The following is a 17,709-nucleotide window of genomic DNA, read 5'->3' on the forward strand; positions in this document are numbered from 1 at the left end:
CTCCCGGCCCGGCTCACCGGTCGGCTCCGGCCCCGGCTCCATGGGCGCCGCCGCGACGGAGTTCCGCCGGAGGCGGGCGGTGTCAGACCGTGGCCGTCGGGTGTGTGGTCACCGTGCACGCGAAGACGGGCGCGTCCCGCTGCTCGACGGTCACGCGGACGCGGCCGTCGGCGAGGGATTCGGCCGCGACCCAGGCCGGGGCGTCCAGCTCCGCGTACCGGTGGAACGCCGCGTCCAGCCCCGTGACGAGGACCGGCGCCGGACCCAGATGGTGCTGGGCCGCCTGGCGGGCCGCCTCCAGGAGCAGCATGCCGGGCACGTGGTCGTTCGGGTGGTCGAAGATGATCGGGTGCAGGGTGTGCACCCGCAGCTGCCAGCGGCCGTCGCCCGCGCGGGGCGAGAGCACCACGTCGTGCGGGCGGTCCCGCCCGACGAGTTCGGGCTGGAGCGGCAGCGGCATCTCGACGGCCGCCGCCATCGCCCGCTCGGCGTCGGCGTAGGCCCCGCGCAGCCGTGGGTACAGCGCCGCGCTGTGCGAACTGAACGAGGTCGACGCCGTCCCCAGGTACTGCCCGTCGCGGGTGGCGGTCACCTCCATCCGCATCGCGCGCAGCACGCCGGCCCGCCGTTCGACGTCCGCGCAGTGGATGCGCAGCTCCACGTCGGCCGGGGTGAGTCCGGCGCGCAGCGCCGCCGGATCCAGGGCGACGTGCAGGTCACGCCATATCTGCTTGTGGTTCATGGGTGCGCCGTAGACCGTGTGGGACAGCAGCGGCACCGACTGCCGCAGCGTCTCGCTGAACAGCAGCGGGTCGTGGAAGCCGTTCGAGGGTCCGTAGAAGGTGTGGGCCCGCGGCCACTGTGCCGTGACCGTGCAGGTGTCCACGTCCGTCTGTCGCCAGCCGGTGAGGAACACCTCGGTGACCGCCGCGCGGTGGACGTACTCCTTGGGAACGGTCGTCGTGAAGGCGCGCGGTCCGGCGGGTGTGGTGGTGGGCAGAGCCGCCCGGAAGTCAGTGATCATGCTGTCGATGGACGCAGACGTGGTCATGTGCCTCTCCCCCAGGGCAGTCGTGGACGAAGTGCTGCCGTAACACAGGCCAAGCCGAACGGGCTTGGGTGGAGCGCGGATGAAGCGGTGTGCGACGGGCGTCACTTTACGGACTGACCGGTTTTTTTTCCAGCGTCTCCCGTCCCTCTCGGTCAAGGACCGCCGGGCGGGCGCGGCGGCGGGCGTGAAGGGTGGACCGGTGCCCCGCGGACGGGGGCGAGCGCGCTGCCGCGCACGTGCCGCCCCGACGCCGACATCACAGGTCCCCTTCGGAATTGAGCCTGATTCCGGGCGTCCTAGCACGGTCGTCCGGCCCGCTCCGCACGCCCGCGCCGGCGCGTGGAGGCAGGTCCCGCCAGCCTACTCGGGGGCCGGTCGCGACGACCCCCCGGTGTGACGCGCGGGACACCGTTCGTGGACATCGCGTTCCGGCGAGCGAGACGCCCGAACATGATCCATGGACTATCGGCCACGCCCGTGTGAGGATCTGAACCGATCGTCAGGTTTAGCCGGCCCGCCGCCCGCTCGAAGCACAGGCGGGTCACGGGGGGAGGGGAGAGGGATCCATGACCGGGCAACTCGGCAGACTCCGCATGGCCGCGCTCAACATCGACGGAGTGCTGCTGAACGACACGTTCAGTCCCGTGATCCACCACTTCGTCACCAGCCGGGGCGGTACCTACTCCGCGGACCTGGAGCGCCGCATCTTCTCCCAGCCGCGGGAGGTCGCGGGCAGGATCCTCGCGGACGCGTGCGCCATGCCGACCACCCCGGAAGAGACGATCGCCGTCTACTTCGAGGAGCGGGAGCGCTACCTCGCGGACCACCCGGTCCGCGTCCTCGACGGCGCGGTGGACCTGCTGCGCGGGCTCCGTGCCCTGGGCCTCAGGACCGTCTGCTACGGCGGGCTCGACGCCGCCCACTTCGAGCGCCACCTGGGGCACCTGGCCGACCTGTTCGACCCTCCCCGGTACGTGTGCACCGACGGCATCCGCCCCGGCCTGTACGAGATCGCCGTCGACGTCGCCGGCCTCGCCTGCGACGAGGTGGTGTTCATCGACGACGTGGCCCGGGTCGCCGAGGCGGCCCGCGAGCTGGGCGCCCCGTTCATCGGGCACCCCAGCGACTTCGCGCACGGCTTCCAGCGGCAGCTGATGAGCGAGGCCGGGGCGCGTCACGTCGTCGGTTCGCTGGCCGAGATCGACGACCGGCTGCTGCGCACGGTCGACGCCGAGGCGCGGGCCGGTACGCTCTGGGACGGCGTGCCCGGAAGGGCGGTCGCGTGATCGAGGAGGGCGAACTGCTGGCGGGCAAGGTCCTGTTGGTCACGGGGGCGAGCAGCGGCATCGGCGCGGCGGCGGCCCGGGTGGGCGCCCGCAACGGCGCCAGACTGGTGCTGATGGCCCGCCGGCTGTCCCGGCTGGAGGAGCTGGCGGCCGAGTTGCGGGGCGAGGGCGCCGAAGTCGCCTGCGCCGGGGGCGATGTCACCAGCGCACAGGACGTGGAGCGGGCGGTGGGGCTCGCCGTCGACCGGTACGGCGGGCTCGACGCCGCGTTCAACAACGCCGGTACGACGACCGGGCCGGCCCTGCTGCACGAGACCGACGACGCCGACTACGACACGGTGCTCGACGTGAACCTCCGGGGCGTCTGGCTCTGCATGAAGCACCAGATCAAGGCCATGCTCGCCGGGGGTGCGGGCGGCGCGATCGTCAACAACAGCAGCATCGCGGGGGTCCGCGCCACCTCGCAGGGCGCGCCCTATGTGGCCGCCAAGCACGCCGTGCTCGGTCTGACCAAGTCGGCCGCGGCACAGTACGCGGGGCACGGCATCCGGGTGAACGCGCTGGCCACCGGTCTGACCAGGACGGAGATGTCGGAGGGCGTCTTCGCCCGGGACCCGGCGGCCGAGGAGCGCATGCGCCGCCGCAATCCGCAGGGGAGGGTGGCCGATCCGGAAGAGGTGGCCCGGGTCGCGGTGTGGCTCTGCAGCGACCAGGCCGGCTTCGTCACCGGTGCCACCATGGCGGTGGACGGCGGTGCCGGGGCCTGGTGAGCCGGGGCGTTCTCGCCACCGACGGCCTTGAGGGGCACATTGGTAAAGTACCAGTCATCTGGTTTCTTTTGTCACCCGGGCCGCGGTCGCGGCCCGGGATCAGGCATTCGCGTCAGCTCGGAGGGGTGGCGGGGCGCGGACGAGAGGACGAACACATGGCACAGCAGTTGCGCGCGATCCGAACCCGTTGCACGATCCTGAACGCGGCGGCGGAAGTCTTCGCGCAGCACGGATACCACGGTGCCAGCATCGCGCAGATCCTTGAGAAGGCCCAGGTCACGCGAGGGGCCCTGTACTTCCACTTCGCTTCGAAGGAGCAGTTGGTCCAGGGCATCTTCGCCGAGCAGGTGACGGAGCAGGGATATCCGCCCCCGCGCACCTACAAGCTCCAGGAACTGGTCGACGAGGCCATGACGCTGGCGTGCCGGCTGCCGCGGGAGATCATGCTCCAGGCGGGCGCCAAGCTGGCCATGGAGCGGCACCTCCAGGAACTGGCGGACGGCGGCCCCTGGGAGGCGTGGGCGGCGCGGTTCGCCTCCGTGGTGGCCACCGCCAAGGAGCGCGGCGAGGTCTACCCGCACGTGGTGCCCGAGGAACTCGGCCGCTTCCTGGTCAGCTCCTGGATCGGCGCCCAGGTCGTGTCGGAGGTGAGGTCCCAGTGGACGGATCTGGAGCAGCGGATCTCGTCCCTCTTCGCCTACATGCTGCCCAGCGTCACGATGCCCGCCGTCTTCCCGCAGCTGGACTTCGCACCGGACCGCGGGACCCGGGTGCTGGCCGAGATGCGGGCGGAGGGCCGGGCCCTGGTGGCGGAACCGGCGGGCTGACGCGGTGACCGCACAGCAGCGGCCGCGCGCCCAGGGCCGGCGCCGGCGAGGCCGGTTACGGGCTCCGGCGAGCCGGGCGAGGAGCGGCTCGCGGGCCCCGGAGCGGGCCGGGCGGGCAGCGGCGCGCGTGCGCCGCGGCGGGCGCGCCGGCTCCGGGCGGCTCGCCCGTCCGGGGCGGACCGACGCCCGGGCCGGCTTCGGGCCGGACGCCGTCGGCGCGGGGGCCCGCCCGATGGCGACCGGCCGTCCTTTCACCCTCCGGGCCGAGGGGAGCGTGTCCCCCGGTTCAGGAACGCGCGGACGTGAGCGTGCCGGAGAAGGCGGGCGAGACGAGCGCGGGGAGCAGCAACTCCCAGGCGTCGGTCAGCCATGTGCTCTGGTCACGATCCGCGGGGACCGCCTCCTGGTGGAGCGCGAGGGCCAGCGCGAGGTCCACGACGGACTCCACCCCGGCGTCGGACCGCAGGCTCTGCTCCTCCTGCGCGCGCAGCACCGCCTGCCGGAACACCGCGCGCCAGACGAGTCGGCAGTCCAGGCCCGGCCCCCGGGAGGGACCGCGTTCCCGGGCCAGCCGGAGGCCGGCCCGGGTCGGCGGGTCGCCCGCCAGCCGGTCCGCCAGCCCGCGCACCATGTCGCCGAGCGCCCGCAGGGCCGGCACCCCGGGATCGTCCAGGGCCTTCAGTTCGGTGCGCGAGCGCTCGCAGGACAGGTACTGCACGGCGTCCGCGAGCGCCGACTTACTGCTGAAGTGGAACGAGAGCGCCCCCTTGCTCACCGCGGCGCGGTCGCTGATCATCGCCAGCGTGGTGCCCTCGTAGCCGTCGCGGTCGAAAATCTGGGCGGCGGCCAGAAGGAGGGCGTTCCGGGTCTCTTCGGCCCTCACTTGCCTCATGCGGCGGACTCTTTTCGCAGCATATCCACCATGACTCCGTTCGGTGATCTCCTGGTGACGACAGTTGTAAAGGGATGCGTGTCCTGTTTGGCGACCATCCTGGCATGCCCATGTTGTTGTGCGACGGTGGCGTGCCGGCCATCGTCTGATCTGTCCTTTCTTGAGAAAAGTCCAGGTCAGACGGGTATCTATGATGCGCGCGGCGCCCCGGAGCCCTGATTGTCCAACGATGCGTCCCGTGTTGTAAACCGAACCCCCGGTTTGTATTGTGGCCAAAGTTTGCGCTTCTGGCGCGCTCATTTGGCTGGGTCCATCTGATGCGGGGGGTTGTCATGCGGTTCCGGATGCTGGGTCCCTTGGAGGTCGTCTCGGACGGCCGGGTCGTCGACCTGGGGGGCAGCAAACAGCGCGCGACCCTCGGGTTCCTGCTGTTGCAACCGGGCCAGGTCGTCCCGATCAGCAGGCTGTTGACGGCGCTGTGGAGCGAGGGAGAGGCCCCGGTCACGGCCCGCAAGATCGTGCAGAACGCCGTCTGGGGGCTGCGCCGCAGGCTGTCGCAGGACGGTACCGATGCCGTCCTGCGCACCCAGTCACCCGGCTACGCGCTGGAGGTCGACCCCGAACACGTCGACCTGCACCGGTTCCGCCGGATGGTGGAGGAGGGGCGGGCCCTGCACGCGGCGGGCCGGCCCGACGAGGCGGCCCGCCGACTGCGCGAGGCGCTGCGCCTGTGGCGCGGCGACGCCCTGTCCGACCTGGTCGAACTCGGGGTGGGCTGGCCCGAGTTGACCGCGCTGCAGCACGTGCGGCTGGACGTGCTGGAGGACTGCTTCGAGGCCGAACTCGCGTGCGGCCGGCACCACGCGGTGCTCTCCGAGATCGAGACGGTCGTCGAGAGCGAGCCGCTGCGCGAGCGCTCCTGTGCCCAGCTGATGCGCGCGATGTACCGCTGCGGCCGGCAGGCCGACGCGCTCGGCGTCTACAGCCGGCTGCGCGCGGCCCTCGTGGCGGAACTGGGCCTGGAGCCCGGCCGCGAGCTGCGACTGCTCCAGCAGGCCATCCTCACCCACGACCCGGCGCTCGAATGCGTCCCGTCCGCCCCGGCCACCGTCCTGACCGCACCGGTGGCCGGTGCCGGCCGGGTCCCCCCGGAGACCCCGCCCGGACGGGAACCGGAGACCAGAGCGCCGACGCGGGCGACGGCGGCCCCGCCGCACCCCTTCGCGACCACCGGCGGCCACCGCCACGGGCCCCCCGCCGACGACGGCACCGCCCCCTGGTCCGTCCCGCCCCCCGGCACCGCTCCCGCCTCCGCGCCCGCCCCGGCCCCCGGCCGGCGGGAGGTCAGCGCCCTGCTGCTGCGGGTCGGCGTCACCCTCCGGGCGGGCCGGCCGGACGACACCGACACCGTGTTCGACCGGGTGTACGGCGGCGTCCGGGAGGAGATCGAGAGCCGGGGCGGAACCGTCGTCGCCACACTGGGCACCGACATCCTCGGCGTGTTCCCCACCCGGCCGGACGCCGCCGGCCACGCGCGGGGCGCGGTGTGCGCGGCCACCGCCGTACGGTCCGCCTGGGCCCGGGCGGACGGCCGGGCGGACGTGGTGATCAAGGCCGCCGTGGTGACCGGCGAGGCCCTGCTGCGCCGGCACCCCCAGGACGGCGCGGCCCCGTCGGCCGGCCGCGCGCTGCTCCAGGCGGGCCAGGCGATGCTGCCGCTCGTACCGGACGGCGAGATCCACGTCTGCCCGGTGACCCGGCGGGCCACCGAGCCCGCCTGCTCCTACGGACCGGCCCGCGGCGAGCCGGCCCGCTGGCAGTTGCTGGACGACCCCGGCGCCCGCGTCGGCGGGGGCGGCGTCCTCGCCGTCGGCACCGTGTGAGCCCACGGCCGGGTGCGCCCCGCGCACCCGGCCCGGGCGCCCTACGCGTAGCGCTCCACCAGGCGGCGCTTGAGCACCTTGCCGCTGTGTCCGGTGGGCAGCGCCTCCACGAACTCCACCCGGCGCGGACACTTGTAGCCCGCCAGCCGGTCCCGGGCCAAGGCGACCAGGTCGGCGGCCAGCGCGGCACCGGGTGCGAACCCGGGGCGGGGCACCACCACCGCGCACACCTCCTCGCCCAGCCGCTCGTCCGGAAGGCCGATCACCGCGGCCTGCTCGACGGCGGGATGGCGCAGCAGCACCTCCTCGACCTCCCGGGGATAGACGTTGTAGCCGCCGCGCAGCACGACGTCCTTCTTCCGGTCGACCAGCCGCAGCAGGCCGTCCTCCTCCAGCACGCCCAGGTCCCCCGAGCGGAACCAGCCGTCCACGAGCACGGCCGCCGTCTCCTCGGGCCGCCCCAGGTATCCGGCCATCACGTTGTGCCCGCGGATCACGACCTCGCCCACGGTGCCCGCGGGCAGCAGCTCGATGCGGCCCTCCAGCCCGGCGCGGGCGATGCCGACCTCCACCCCGGCGATCGGCGTGCCGACCGTGCCCGGCCGGGTGGCCGAGCCCGGCTGGTTGTAGGCGACGCACGGGGAGGTCTCGGTCAGCCCGTACCCCTCGTACACCCGGCAGCCGAAGACCTCCTCGACGCGCTCCAGCACCGGCACCGCCAGCGCCGAGCCCCCGCTGTAGACCCGGCGCAGCCGCGGGGCCGGGGCACCGTCGGCCACCGCCTCCAGCAGGGCGTGGTACATCGTCGGCACCCCCATGAACACCGTGCAGCCGTGCCGGGCCATCAGCTCCAGCGCGGCGCCCGCGTCGAACCGGGGCATCAGCACGACCGTCGCCCCGGTGTGGAACGCCACACCCATCACACAGGTCTGGCCGAAGGTGTGGGACAGCGGAAGGGCGCACAGCAGGACGTCGTCGGACCGGGCGGCGAACGGGGAGACGGCCGTCACCTCGATGTTGGTCACGACGTTGCGGTGCGTGAGCATGGCCCCCTTGGGCCGGCCGGTGGTCCCCGAGGTGTACAGGATCGCCGCGATGCCGTCCGGCGCCACCGGCACATGGCCCGCGAGGGGCGGAGCGGGGTCGGGCGGGTCCAGCCGCACCCCGTCGGCGAAGCCGGCGCCGAACGTGAACAGCGTGGCACCGGTGACCGCCGCCGCCTTCGCGCCCTCCTCCACCGTCGTCTCCGCGCAGATCAGCCCCCGCGCGCCACTGTCGGCGAGCACGAACTCGATCTCCCCGGCCCGGAAGCGGGCGTTCAGCGGGACCACGGTGGCACCCAGCGCGAGCACGCCGTAGTAGGCCACCGGGAACCGCGGGCCGTCGGGCAGCAGCAGCGCGACCCGGTCGCCCGGGCCGATCCCGTGCCGGCGCAGCTCGGCCGCACAGCCGCGGGCCCGTTCCCACAGCGTCCCGTAGCCGACGGTGGTGGACCCGAAGACCAGCGCCGGCGCGTCCGGCCGCCGTGCCGCGGTGTCGGCGAGCACGGCGGCCAGCGGTCGGGTCACACCGGTTCCTTCACGTCCGCGGACTCCTTCGTCCGCACCGAGGCGGACGGGATGGACAGTTCCAGCCAGATGCCCGCGAGTGCCTCCGCGAACTTCTTCACGTCGGTCGTCGTGTGCGTCGCCGACGGCGCGATCCGCAGCAGCTCGTCACCCTCGCGCACACTGGGGGCGTTGATCGCCTGCACATAGATGCGGTGCCGGTCGAGCAGCAGCGCGGACGCCTGCTTGCACAGCGCGTCGTCGCCGACGAGCGCCGAGACGATGTGCGAGTCGGAGGACTTGTACGGGATGTCGGCCTCGTCCAGCAGCCGGTGCAGCAGACGGGCGTTCTCCGCGAGCCGCCGCCGCTCCTCCTCGGACCCGCGCAGGTGCCGCACCGCGGCGAGCGCGCCCGCCGCCGTGGCCGGCGGCAGCGAGGTGGTGAAGACGAACGCCCGGGAGACGGCCCGGACGTAGTCGATCAGCGCGTTCGGGCCGGCGATGTAACCGCCCACCGTGCCGATGCCCTTGGCCAGTGTCCCCATGATGACGTCGAACCGGTCGGCGATGCCCTCGCGCGCCGCGACCCCGGCGCCCTCGGGACCGTACATGCCGATCGCGTGCACCTCGTCCAGGAACGTCGTGGCCCCGTACCGCTCGGCCAGGTCCGCCACCTCGGCCAGCGGGGCGACGTCACCCGACATCGAGTAGATCGACTCCAGCACGATCAGCTTCGGCAGCGCGGGGTCGGTCTCGGCGAGCAGCCGTTCGAGATGACCGACGTCGTTGTGCCGGAAGATCCGCTTCGTGGCGCCGCTGTGCCGCAGCCCGTCGATGATCGAGGCGTGGTTCAACTCGTCGGAGAACACCACCGTGTCCGACGGCGTGCCGGCGAGTACGGTCAGCGCGCCGTCGTTGGCGGTATACCCGGAGGTGAACAGCAGCGCCGCGTCCTTGCCGTGCCAGTCGGCGAGTTCCCGCTCCAGCTCGACGTGGCAGTGGTTGGTCCCGCCGATGTTGCGCGAACCGCCCGACCCCGCGCCGAACCTGTCCACGGCGTCGTGCACGGCGGCCAGCACCAGCGGATGCTGCCCCATGCCGAGGTAGTCGTTGCTGCACCACACGCTCACCTCGGTGTCCCCGTCGGGGACCCGTGCCACGGCGCTCGGGAAGTGCCCGGCGCGCCTGCCGATCTCGAGGAACGTGCGCGTCCGCGTCTGCTCCGGAGGGACCTCGGTGCTGAAATATTCCAGATGGCTGGGCATGATGCTCCGAATCGTCGGTGAGGATCGGTGTCCTGCCTGCTGTCAGGCGTGCGACGCGTGTTCCAGTCGCAGGCGTGGTTTGTCGGGCTTGCCGGCCGCGTTCAGGGGGATCTCGTCCAGGACGAGCACCCGTTCGGGGACGTGTGCCGGCGAGAGGATGTTGCCGAGGTGGTCGCGCACCGCGTCGACACCCACACAGGCGCCCGGGCGCAGGGTGATCGCCGCGTGCAGGTGCTCGAAGCCGTCCTCGCCGAGGAAGCCGTACACGACCGACTGCGCGATCCCCGGGATCGTCAGCATCGCGCGCTCGACCACCGTGGGGTACACCTTGACCCCGTCGATCTTGACCATGTCGGCGACCCGGTCCAGCAGCCGCAGATAGCCGCGCCCGTCGCGGTAGCCGATGTCGCCGGTGTGGTACCAGCCGTCCCGGAGCACCTGCTTGGTCAGCGCCTCGTCCAGGTAGCCGTCCATGACGTGCGGGGAGCGCACCCGCACCTCACCGACCTGCCCGTCGTCGAGCGCGGCGCCCGTCTCCAGGTCGCTGAAGCCGATCTCCACCCCGGGGAACGGACGCCCCACCGTCGCCAGCAGCTCCGGATCGGTGTGGTCCTCCCCGGAAAGACAGGTGATCCGGGCGCTCTCGGAGGTGCCGTACTGCTGGAACAGCCCGGCGCCGAACAGCTTCACGGCCTCGGCGAGCCGGGCCGGAGCCGCCGGGCTGCCCGCGTAGTCGATGCGGCGCAGGCTCGCCAGTCCGGCGGCCTCCGTGTCCCGCAGCCCCAGCTCCTCCAGGCGGTCCAGCAGCCGGTACAGGTGGCTGGTGGCCATGAAGGTCCGCGTCCCCGCGTGCTCCCGCACCGCGCCGAGGAAGGCGTCCGGGGTGAACTCCTCCAGCAGCACCAGCCGGCCCCGGTCGATCAGCGCGGCATCGGCGAGCTGCCCGACCGTCTGGCCCAGCGGGGTCACCACCACCGCCGTGATCTCCTCGGCCTCCCGGCCCAGGGCGATCGTGCCGTACGCCACGCTGTCCCAGGACCGCCGCGACTTCCTGATGCCCTTCGGCCGCCCGGTGCTGCCGCTGGTGAACGCGATGGCCGCCAGGTCCTCCGGCGACCACGGCACGACCTTCGCCGGTCCCGGATCGTCCCCCGGTACGACGTGCCGGGCACCGGGCACCCGGGGTCCGATCAGCGGTACGCCGGCCAGCTCTGCCAGCTCGGCCGCGCGCCCGGCGCTGTCCGCGTCGGCGTACAGCACGGCCGCGCCGGTCGAGCGCAGGATCTCCAGCTGGTCGTCGACCGACAGCATCGCCGTGCTCGACCCCGGGTTGGTCGACCTGAGGTGCGCGACCGCGGCCCGGTGCAGATGTGCCGCGTGCCGCACCCCGAGGATCTCCGGGCTGTTCGACGAGGTCAGCACCCCGACGACCGTGCCGTGGCCCACGCCGGCCTCGTGCAGCGCCCGGTAGATCCCGGTCACGGAGCTGATGTGCGCGCCCCCGGTCACCCAGGAACCGCGGTAGTGCAGGACCGGCCTGTCCGGTTCCATCGCGAGAACGGTGAGCAGTTCGGCCACGTAGCCGCCCGCCGCCGCCCACCATTCCCCGCTGTCGGTCGCCATAGCGATCTCTCCCTTCGACCCGGAATCCTTAGCTGACAGGGGGAGTCCTCGCGGGTGGACCCGAGGGGGTACGGACGGGGCCCCCGCGTCAGGTGTGGGCGCTCAGCCGCCCACGTACTCGGCGCGCACCAGCCAGCTGCGCGAGGGACCCTTGCGGTCCCGGGGCTGCACCTGGAACGGCCAGTCGTCGTGCGCGGTGCTCGGCTCGCCGGGCTCCTTCACGTCGCGCGCCTTCCAGCCGAGGCCGGCCAGGTACTCCTCGGGCTCGTCGGTGCCGAACAGCCACGGCGTGCCGTCCTCCTCCAGCTTGCGCCGGAAGTCCCGGGAGAACGGGCTGCGCAGCAGCGCCTCGCTGACGAAGTCCACGCCCAGCCAGCTGCCCGGCGCCGACGCCGAGCCCAGCGCCCGCAGCAGGCCGGTCGCCTGCTCCTCGGTGAGGAAGAACAGCAGCCCCTCGACGATCCACAGGGTGGCGCTGTCCCGGTCGAACCCGGCCCGTTCGAGGTCCGGCAGCCAGTCCTTGCGCAGGTCGACCGCCACCTCGCGGCGGGTCACCCGCGGCCGGGCGTCCAGCGCGGCCAGCCGGCGGCGCTTCTCCTCGAGCAGTGCCGGGAAGTCGACCTCGTACACGATCGCCTCGTCCGGCCAGTCGAGCCGGAAGGGGCGGGTGTCCATGCCGGCGGCGACGAACACGATCTGCCGGATGTCGTTGTCCGCCAGGATCTGCGCGATGCTCTCGTCCAGATAACGGGTGCGGATGGCGATGAACGTGGCCAGTCCACTGCCCTGGTTCTTCTCCAGCAGCTCGAATCCGCGGGGCGCGGCCAGCGCGCGGGCGAAGGGGTCGCGCAAGGTCGCCCGGTCGCCGCGTTCGGTCTCCAGCGCGCGCGCCGCGGCCGTCCATTGGGCGGTGTACGAGACGGCTTCCATCAGTTGCCTCTCTCCTGGTGCCGGTCAGGCCGCGACGAAGAACGCCTTCTCGATGGCGGCCAGGGTCTGGAAGTCCTGGATGTCGATGTTGTCGAAGTCGATCTCCACGCCGGTCGCGTTCTCGATGACGTAGACCAGCTCCACGAAGGTCAGTGAGTCGACCAGACGGGTCTGGATCAGGTTCTCCTCGGCGTCGATGGTCTGCCGCTCCGGATGGCGTTTGAGGATCCAGTTGCGGACCTCGTCAATGCCTGTCGCTGCCATCTCCACTCCTGTTCTCTGGGTTGCAGGCCGTGAACGCCACGGCCACGGCACAGGGTTCGTCGTGGCTGATGCTCACCGAGATGTCCTCGATGCCCGCCTCGCGGGCCAGTTCGGCGGCCCGGCCGGCCAGCCGCACCACCGGATGGCCGCCGTCGGCGGTGAGGATCTCGATGCCGCGCCACGGCAGGGTCTGGCCGGCCGCGTGGAAGAGCTTGAACACCGCCTCCTTGGCGGCCAGCCGGCCCGCGATGCCCGGGATGTCCGGCCCGGTGTCGCGGTGGGTCAGCCGGATCTCCTCGGGGGAGAGCATCCGGGTCAGCAGGGACGCGTCGCGCACCAGGTCCCGTACGCGGCCGAACGGAACCATGTCGATGCCGACCCGGCCGGTCACCGTCACCGGTCCCGCGCGGCGGCGTCCCGGACGGCCGCCAGGGCCTTCGGCGCGGAGCCGTGGGCGTCCAGCAGCACGGCCAGCCAGCGCTCCAGCCCGAACGCCACACAGCTGGTGTAGGCGTAGCCGGACTCACCGGCGAGGCGGATGCGACAGCGTTCGCCGAAGAAGTTGCGGTGGGTGTTGACCGACGCGATGGCCAGGTCACCGGCCTGGAACTCGTACTTCACCGGGCTGAGCCGGGACAGCAGCGCCCGCGCGCCGTCGTTCTCGAAGAACGGGTCGCTCGCGGCCACCCGGTCCAGCTCCACGCCCACCGCCGCGCCGAACGCGGTGATCCGGTCGGTGAACTCGGCGAGGACGCGCTGGGTGTGCTCGAAGGAGCCGAGCGCCACGATCTCCCGCATCTGGAAGCTGGCCAGCCGGCGCAGCGGGACGTAGTGGTCCTCGTTGCGGAAACACCGGTTCACCAGGGTCACCAGGGTGTCCCGGTCGAGTTCCCTCTCCTCGTAGAAGAGATAGGCGCCGAAGCAGGTCGCGTGCGGCAGGCCGAGCCGGGCCTCGTGGAGTGCCGCCGGGGCGAAGGCGCCGTCCTCGGGGGCGGCCGGGCCGTCCGCCAGGTCCAGCGGGGCGGCGACCAGGGCGAGGTGCGGGAAGTTGGTGTACACGTCGAACTTCTGCAGGTCCGCCACCGGATACAGCGGCGGGGGCAGGATCTCCCGGGCGCCGGCGGCCCGGCCCCAGCCGGTGAACACACCGTCCAGCTCGCGCAGCAGATCGGTCTGGTCGGGGTCGAGAATGGCCGGAGCGTCGGCGCGGGCGGCGACCGATGCGGCATCCGCGGTCATGAAATGATCCCGATCTTCTCGAGGAACCTTGAGGTCTTGCGGAAGATGCCCTGCTCGAAATCCGCCCGCCCGGGCGACTCGAGCAGTTGCCGGCGCACGTCCAGCGGGTCGGCGAGACCGGCGTCCCGGTAGACGTGCGGGTTGAACAGCGACTCGAAGCTGTACGTCAGGTACCGGCGCAGATAGCCGGAGATCTCGCCCAGTTCGTGCTCGGTGGAGGTGCGCTTCACCTGGGCGTACAGCGCGGTCACCAGCTCGCGGCCGAAGGCGATGTGCCGCGACTCGTCCTGGTGGTGGATCCGGTTGATGGCCCGGATGGTCTCGTGCAGCCGGTCGTCCACCGCCATCCGGGAGTTGAAGTGGTCCACCAGCTCCTCGAAGATCAGGATGCGGGCGAAGACCAGCAGGCTCTCCACGTCCGACTTCGGGATCTCCACGTTCGCCCCGGCCGGCTGGCGGTAGATCTTCCCGCCGTAGCGCAGGCAGAACTCGGCGAAGAACCACATGTGTTCGTTCTCCTCACCGATGAAATGGTGGAAGAACTCCGACGGCGTCTCGAATCCCCTGGTGTGGATCCGCCGGGTCACCTCGATGAGAAGTTCCCGGATACCGTGCACATTCAGGCTGTAGAAGTTGATGCTCTCGTACTTCGAGAGCGCGAACAACTGCTCCTCGGTCAGGGTCTTGCCGAGCGGGCTGCCGTGGGTGGTGGTCAGTTCGGGACTCATCCACCACATGGAATCCGGCAGGCTGTCCGGCCATGCGAAGAGCCGATAGGGATTGTAGTAGTCCTCGATGGATTTGTTGGTCAGCCGGTCGAGGATCTGCAGGAAACGGTCGTCGGAATTGATCAGCTCACTGACCATGGTGCGCCTCTCCCTTTGCGTCTGGCTGTGGTCGGACCCGGAGGGGAGCCCCATGCCTCACGGCGCCACGGGGTCACTCGGCCTCGACCGGCTGCCCGATCCGCCGGATCCGCAGCTTCGGCTCCAGTTCGAGGTACAGCCCGCCCACGGCCTTCTCCGGCGAGGCCGGCATCGAGTTCATCGCCTCGTTGTGACCGGCCAGGATGCCGCCCTCGGTGTCCAGGTCGCCCTGGTCGCGGATGCGTTCGGCGACCTTGTCCAGCGCGCTGGTGCCGTCCTGGGTGTCGTCCAGGTCCTCCACGCCGGTCACGATGTGCAGGAACGATTCGTACAGGTTGAGCATGTGCCGTTCGCGCCGGGTCAGCTTGTCCGCCTCGAAGAACTGGGACTGGCGGTTGTAGCTCTTGTAGAAGAAGGACACCACCACCAGCAGCCGCTCGTACGCCTGCCGGTACGCCCGGCCGAAGAAGGAGGTCGCCTCCTCCTCCGACAGGTCGCCCTCCACCACGGCGGAGATGGCCGCGGCGGCCAGCAGCGCGCTGAAGGTGGCCAGGTGCACGCCGGTGGACAGCAGAGGGTCCAGGAAACAGGCCGCGTCGCCGATCAGCAGGTAGCCCGGCCCGGTGAACTGCTTGGAGCTGTAGGAGTAGTCCTGCTCGACCTTCAGCTCGGGCAGCCGTGTCGCGCCGTCCGTCATCCCGAGGATGCGCGGGGCCTGGGCGAGCGCGTCGAAGTACACCTGCTCGATGCCCCCGAGCCGCTCCCGTTCGGCGTCGAACACCGTCTTCTTGGCGACCAGGCCGATCGAGTGGGTGCCGTCGTGCAGCGGGATCGACCAGAACCACCCGTACGGCACCGAGCACACCGCGATCGCGCCGGCCGGACCGCGGTCCAGCGGCTTGACGTCGCGCCAGTACGACCACACCGCGATGTTCTTGAAGGCCTCCTGGTAGTGACGGTTCTTCAGGTACTTGGTCGCCATCACGCCGGCCCGCCCGGAGGCGTCCACCAGGAAGTCGAAGGAGATCTCACCGGTGACCGACCGGTCGCCGGTGGCGGCCCAGCGGGCCTTGACCGGGCGGCCCTCGCTGAACTCGATGTCGGTGACCTTCACCCCCTGCTGCACGTCCACGCCGAGGTCGGCGGCGTTGTCCAGCAGGATGTGGTCGAACTCCGAGCGCACCACCTGGTAGCTGTACCGGCCGGAGCCGGTGAGGTGGTCGAAGTTCAGGTCCCAGTTCTCCGGGCCCCATTCGAAGTAGGCGCCGTCCTTGCGCACGAAGCCGTGCTTGTCGACCTTCTCGCGGACCCCGAGCAGGTCGAGTATCGGAAGCACCGACGGCAGGATCGACTCGCCGATGTGGTACCGCGGGAAGGTCGCGCTCTCCAACAGGGTCACCCGGATGCCCTGCCGTGCCAGCAGTCCGGCGGCCGTACTCCCCGCCGGCCCGCCGCCGATCACCAGTACCTGGGTACTTTCCCCCATCAGCGATTCCTCGTCTCGGTAGGCACCGACATTCGGACGCACGAGACGCTAGATATCCGGAGTGGAAAACCGCAACAACCTAAAGAGGCTGGCCACATGCGGCCAGCACGGCCCGGCGACCGCCCCAGTGGCCGTGTCCGGCCAGCCACTTCCGGCAATTGCTATCGCCGATGCGCCGTCCTTAGGGTTTGCGCAGCGACGCCCCGGTGCCGGGAGACCGTTTCTGGAAAGGACCAGCTTTGACCGCACAGGAGAACGCGAAAAAACCGGCTCTGGCGACCACGACCTCGGGGATCGTCGCGGGCCGGGTCCACGAGGGCGTCATCTCCTTCAAGGGAATCCCGTACGCGGCCGAGCCCTACGGCGAAAACCGGTTCCAGCCGCCGAAACCGCCACGGCCGTGGGACGGGGTGCGGGAGGCGTTCGAGTTCGGCGTGTGCGCGCCGCAGCCCCACACCTACTCGCTCACGGACGCCACACCCCTGTATCCGTGGGGAACCGACTGCCTCACCCTCAACGTCTACACCCCCGAGCTGGGGGCGGCGGCCCGGCTGCCGGTCATGGTGTGGGTGCACGCCGGCGGCTACATCTCCGGCAGCGCCGCGACCCCCTGGGCGGACGGGTCGGTCTTCGCGCGCGAGGGCGTCGTCATGGTGGCGATGAACTACCGCCTGGGCGCCGACGGTTTCCTCAACGTGCCCGGCGGCACCACCAACGCGGGCATGCGCGACGTCGTCGCCGCCCTGCGCTGGGTGCGGGAGAACATCGAGGCGTTCGGCGGCGACCCGGACGCCGTCACCCTCTTCGGCAACTCCTCCGGCAGCGCCATCATCTCGGCCATCGCCAAGACCGTGGCGGGCGAGGGGCTCATGCACCGGGCCATCCTGCAGAGCCCGTGCCTGTCGGTGATCGCGGAGGCCGAGGAGGGGCACGCGCTCGCCAAACGCGTCCTCGCCGATCTCAAGGCCGACACCGGCCTCGCCGACATCCCGCTCCCGGAACTCCTCGGCCGCCGCCAGCGCCGCCTGGACGTGCGCTTCCGCGACGCGAGCGTCTGGCACCCGTACACCTACTGGTTCAGCCCCTACATGCCGGTCGTGGACGACACGCTGTTCACGGACTCGGCGCTGACCGAACGCATCCCACCCTCCGTCGACCTGCTGATCGGCACCAATCGCGACGAATCGCGCTACTTCCTGATGCGCAACGGGCAGTTCAACACCGCCACCGAACAGGACCTGCGCGACGCCCAGAACGCCTACGACCTGCCCGAGGCCTGCCGGGCCGCCGCACAGTCCCTGTACGGGCACCTCCCGCTCGGTGAACAGCTCGCCGAGGCGGTCACCAACTGGGTCTTCCGCGGCAGTGTCGTCGAGCTCACGCGGATCCACGCCGCCGCCGGCGGCAACACCTACGCCTACGAGTTCACCTGGCAGGACTCGCCCGCCTTCGACGGCCACTACGGCGCCGCGCACTTCCTCGAAGTGCCGTTCCTCTTCGACCAGCTCGACGATCCCGCCTTCGCGCCCCAGGTCGGACCCGACGCCCCCGCCGAACTCGGCGACACCATGCGCCGAGGCTGGATCCGGTTCGCCAAGACGGGCGACCCCGGCTGGCCGCGCTACGACGAGCGGCGATCGGTCATGATCTTCGACAACTCCTGCCGCGTCGAGTCCGACCCCCGCGAACACCACCGTGCCGCCTGGGACGCTCGAGCCGCCAGACCCACCACCGCCTAGGTGACCATGCCGACGCCGCATCCCGGCGTCCCGTCTGGGAG

General features: G+C 71.6%; 16 protein-coding genes. 5 read left to right on the top strand and 11 right to left on the bottom strand.

The window, feature by feature from the left end; all coding sequences use genetic code 11:
• Positions 1-82 precede the first annotated feature (82 nt).
• On the bottom strand, positions 83-1,051 hold the full coding sequence (locus ACZ63H_RS15195) for a ScbA/BarX family gamma-butyrolactone biosynthesis protein (RefSeq protein WP_469865047.1): 969 nt from the start codon (positions 1,049-1,051) through the stop codon (positions 83-85).
• 566 nt (positions 1,052-1,617) lie between these two features.
• Here ACZ63H_RS15195 and ACZ63H_RS15200 point away from each other — a divergent pair.
• The 3 genes from ACZ63H_RS15200 to ACZ63H_RS15210 all read left to right on the top strand — a co-directional run bounded on the left by ACZ63H_RS15200 (position 1,618) and on the right by ACZ63H_RS15210 (position 3,934).
• Entirely contained in the window at positions 1,618-2,337 is a 720-nt protein-coding gene (locus ACZ63H_RS15200) for an HAD family hydrolase (protein WP_469865049.1), read from the top strand.
• Positions 2,337-3,107, top strand: a complete 771-nt coding sequence (locus tag ACZ63H_RS15205; RefSeq protein WP_469865123.1) for an SDR family NAD(P)-dependent oxidoreductase — start codon at positions 2,337-2,339, stop codon at positions 3,105-3,107. The genes ACZ63H_RS15200 and ACZ63H_RS15205 overlap by 1 nt, the downstream gene beginning before the upstream one ends.
• Before the next feature lie 155 nt (positions 3,108-3,262).
• Positions 3,263-3,934 carry a ScbR family autoregulator-binding transcription factor gene (locus tag ACZ63H_RS15210; RefSeq protein ID WP_469865051.1) on the top strand — a complete coding sequence of 224 codons (672 nt, stop codon included), beginning with the start codon at positions 3,263-3,265 and terminating at the stop codon, positions 3,932-3,934.
• A gap of 286 nt (positions 3,935-4,220) precedes the next feature.
• Here the strand turns inward: ACZ63H_RS15210 and ACZ63H_RS15215 are convergent, their stop codons facing one another.
• Positions 4,221-4,826 (bottom strand): TetR family transcriptional regulator, encoded by a 606-nt coding sequence (locus ACZ63H_RS15215; protein WP_469865053.1) that lies wholly within the window; start codon positions 4,824-4,826, stop codon positions 4,221-4,223.
• A 356-nt stretch (positions 4,827-5,182) separates the two neighbouring features.
• Between ACZ63H_RS15215 and ACZ63H_RS15220 the strand changes: the two genes are divergently transcribed.
• Positions 5,183-6,709, top strand: a complete 1,527-nt coding sequence (locus ACZ63H_RS15220; protein ID WP_469865055.1) for a BTAD domain-containing putative transcriptional regulator — start codon at positions 5,183-5,185, stop codon at positions 6,707-6,709.
• 41 nt (positions 6,710-6,750) lie between these two features.
• Here ACZ63H_RS15220 and ACZ63H_RS15225 read toward each other — a convergent pair whose 3' ends face one another.
• The 9 genes from ACZ63H_RS15225 to ACZ63H_RS15265 all read right to left on the bottom strand — a co-directional run bounded on the left by ACZ63H_RS15225 (position 6,751) and on the right by ACZ63H_RS15265 (position 15,929).
• Positions 6,751-8,277: a long-chain-fatty-acid--CoA ligase gene (locus tag ACZ63H_RS15225; protein ID WP_469865057.1), complete on the bottom strand. Its 1,527-nt coding sequence runs from the start codon at positions 8,275-8,277 to the stop codon at positions 6,751-6,753.
• Entirely contained in the window at positions 8,274-9,521 is a 1,248-nt protein-coding gene (gene hemA / locus ACZ63H_RS15230; protein ID WP_469865059.1) for a 5-aminolevulinate synthase, read from the bottom strand. The genes ACZ63H_RS15225 and hemA overlap by 4 nt, the downstream gene beginning before the upstream one ends.
• Positions 9,522-9,563: 42 nt before the next feature.
• Positions 9,564-11,144, bottom strand: a complete 1,581-nt coding sequence (locus ACZ63H_RS15235) for a class I adenylate-forming enzyme family protein (protein ID WP_469865061.1) — start codon at positions 11,142-11,144, stop codon at positions 9,564-9,566.
• 102 nt (positions 11,145-11,246) lie between these two features.
• Entirely contained in the window at positions 11,247-12,074 is an 828-nt protein-coding gene (locus ACZ63H_RS15240) for a class I SAM-dependent methyltransferase (protein WP_469865063.1), read from the bottom strand.
• A 24-nt stretch (positions 12,075-12,098) separates the two neighbouring features.
• Positions 12,099-12,338 carry a phosphopantetheine-binding protein gene (locus ACZ63H_RS15245; protein WP_392202426.1) on the bottom strand — a complete coding sequence of 80 codons (240 nt, stop codon included), beginning with the start codon at positions 12,336-12,338 and terminating at the stop codon, positions 12,099-12,101.
• Positions 12,319-12,729, bottom strand: coding sequence for a holo-ACP synthase (locus tag ACZ63H_RS15250; RefSeq protein ID WP_469865065.1), 411 nt, complete (start codon positions 12,727-12,729; stop codon positions 12,319-12,321). Before ACZ63H_RS15250 ends, ACZ63H_RS15245 begins: the two co-directional genes overlap by 20 nt.
• A gap of 2 nt (positions 12,730-12,731) precedes the next feature.
• The gene (locus ACZ63H_RS15255) at positions 12,732-13,577 is read right to left on the bottom strand and encodes a class-II aminoacyl-tRNA synthetase family protein (RefSeq protein ID WP_469865067.1); all 846 of its coding nucleotides are present in this window, start codon (positions 13,575-13,577) and stop codon (positions 12,732-12,734) included.
• Positions 13,574-14,443, bottom strand: coding sequence for a diiron oxygenase (locus ACZ63H_RS15260; RefSeq protein ID WP_469865068.1), 870 nt, complete (start codon positions 14,441-14,443; stop codon positions 13,574-13,576). The genes ACZ63H_RS15255 and ACZ63H_RS15260 overlap by 4 nt, the downstream gene beginning before the upstream one ends.
• A 73-nt stretch (positions 14,444-14,516) precedes the next feature.
• The gene (locus ACZ63H_RS15265) at positions 14,517-15,929 is read right to left on the bottom strand and encodes an NAD(P)/FAD-dependent oxidoreductase (RefSeq protein WP_469865069.1); all 1,413 of its coding nucleotides are present in this window, start codon (positions 15,927-15,929) and stop codon (positions 14,517-14,519) included.
• Between the two features lie 239 nt (positions 15,930-16,168).
• Between ACZ63H_RS15265 and ACZ63H_RS15270 the strand changes: the two genes are divergently transcribed.
• Complete coding sequence (locus ACZ63H_RS15270) at positions 16,169-17,668, top strand: carboxylesterase/lipase family protein (RefSeq protein WP_469865070.1); 1,500 nt, start codon at positions 16,169-16,171, stop codon at positions 17,666-17,668.
• Positions 17,669-17,709: the final 41 nt, after the last annotated feature.

Source organism: Streptomyces sp. NPDC104831, assembly GCF_055583025.1.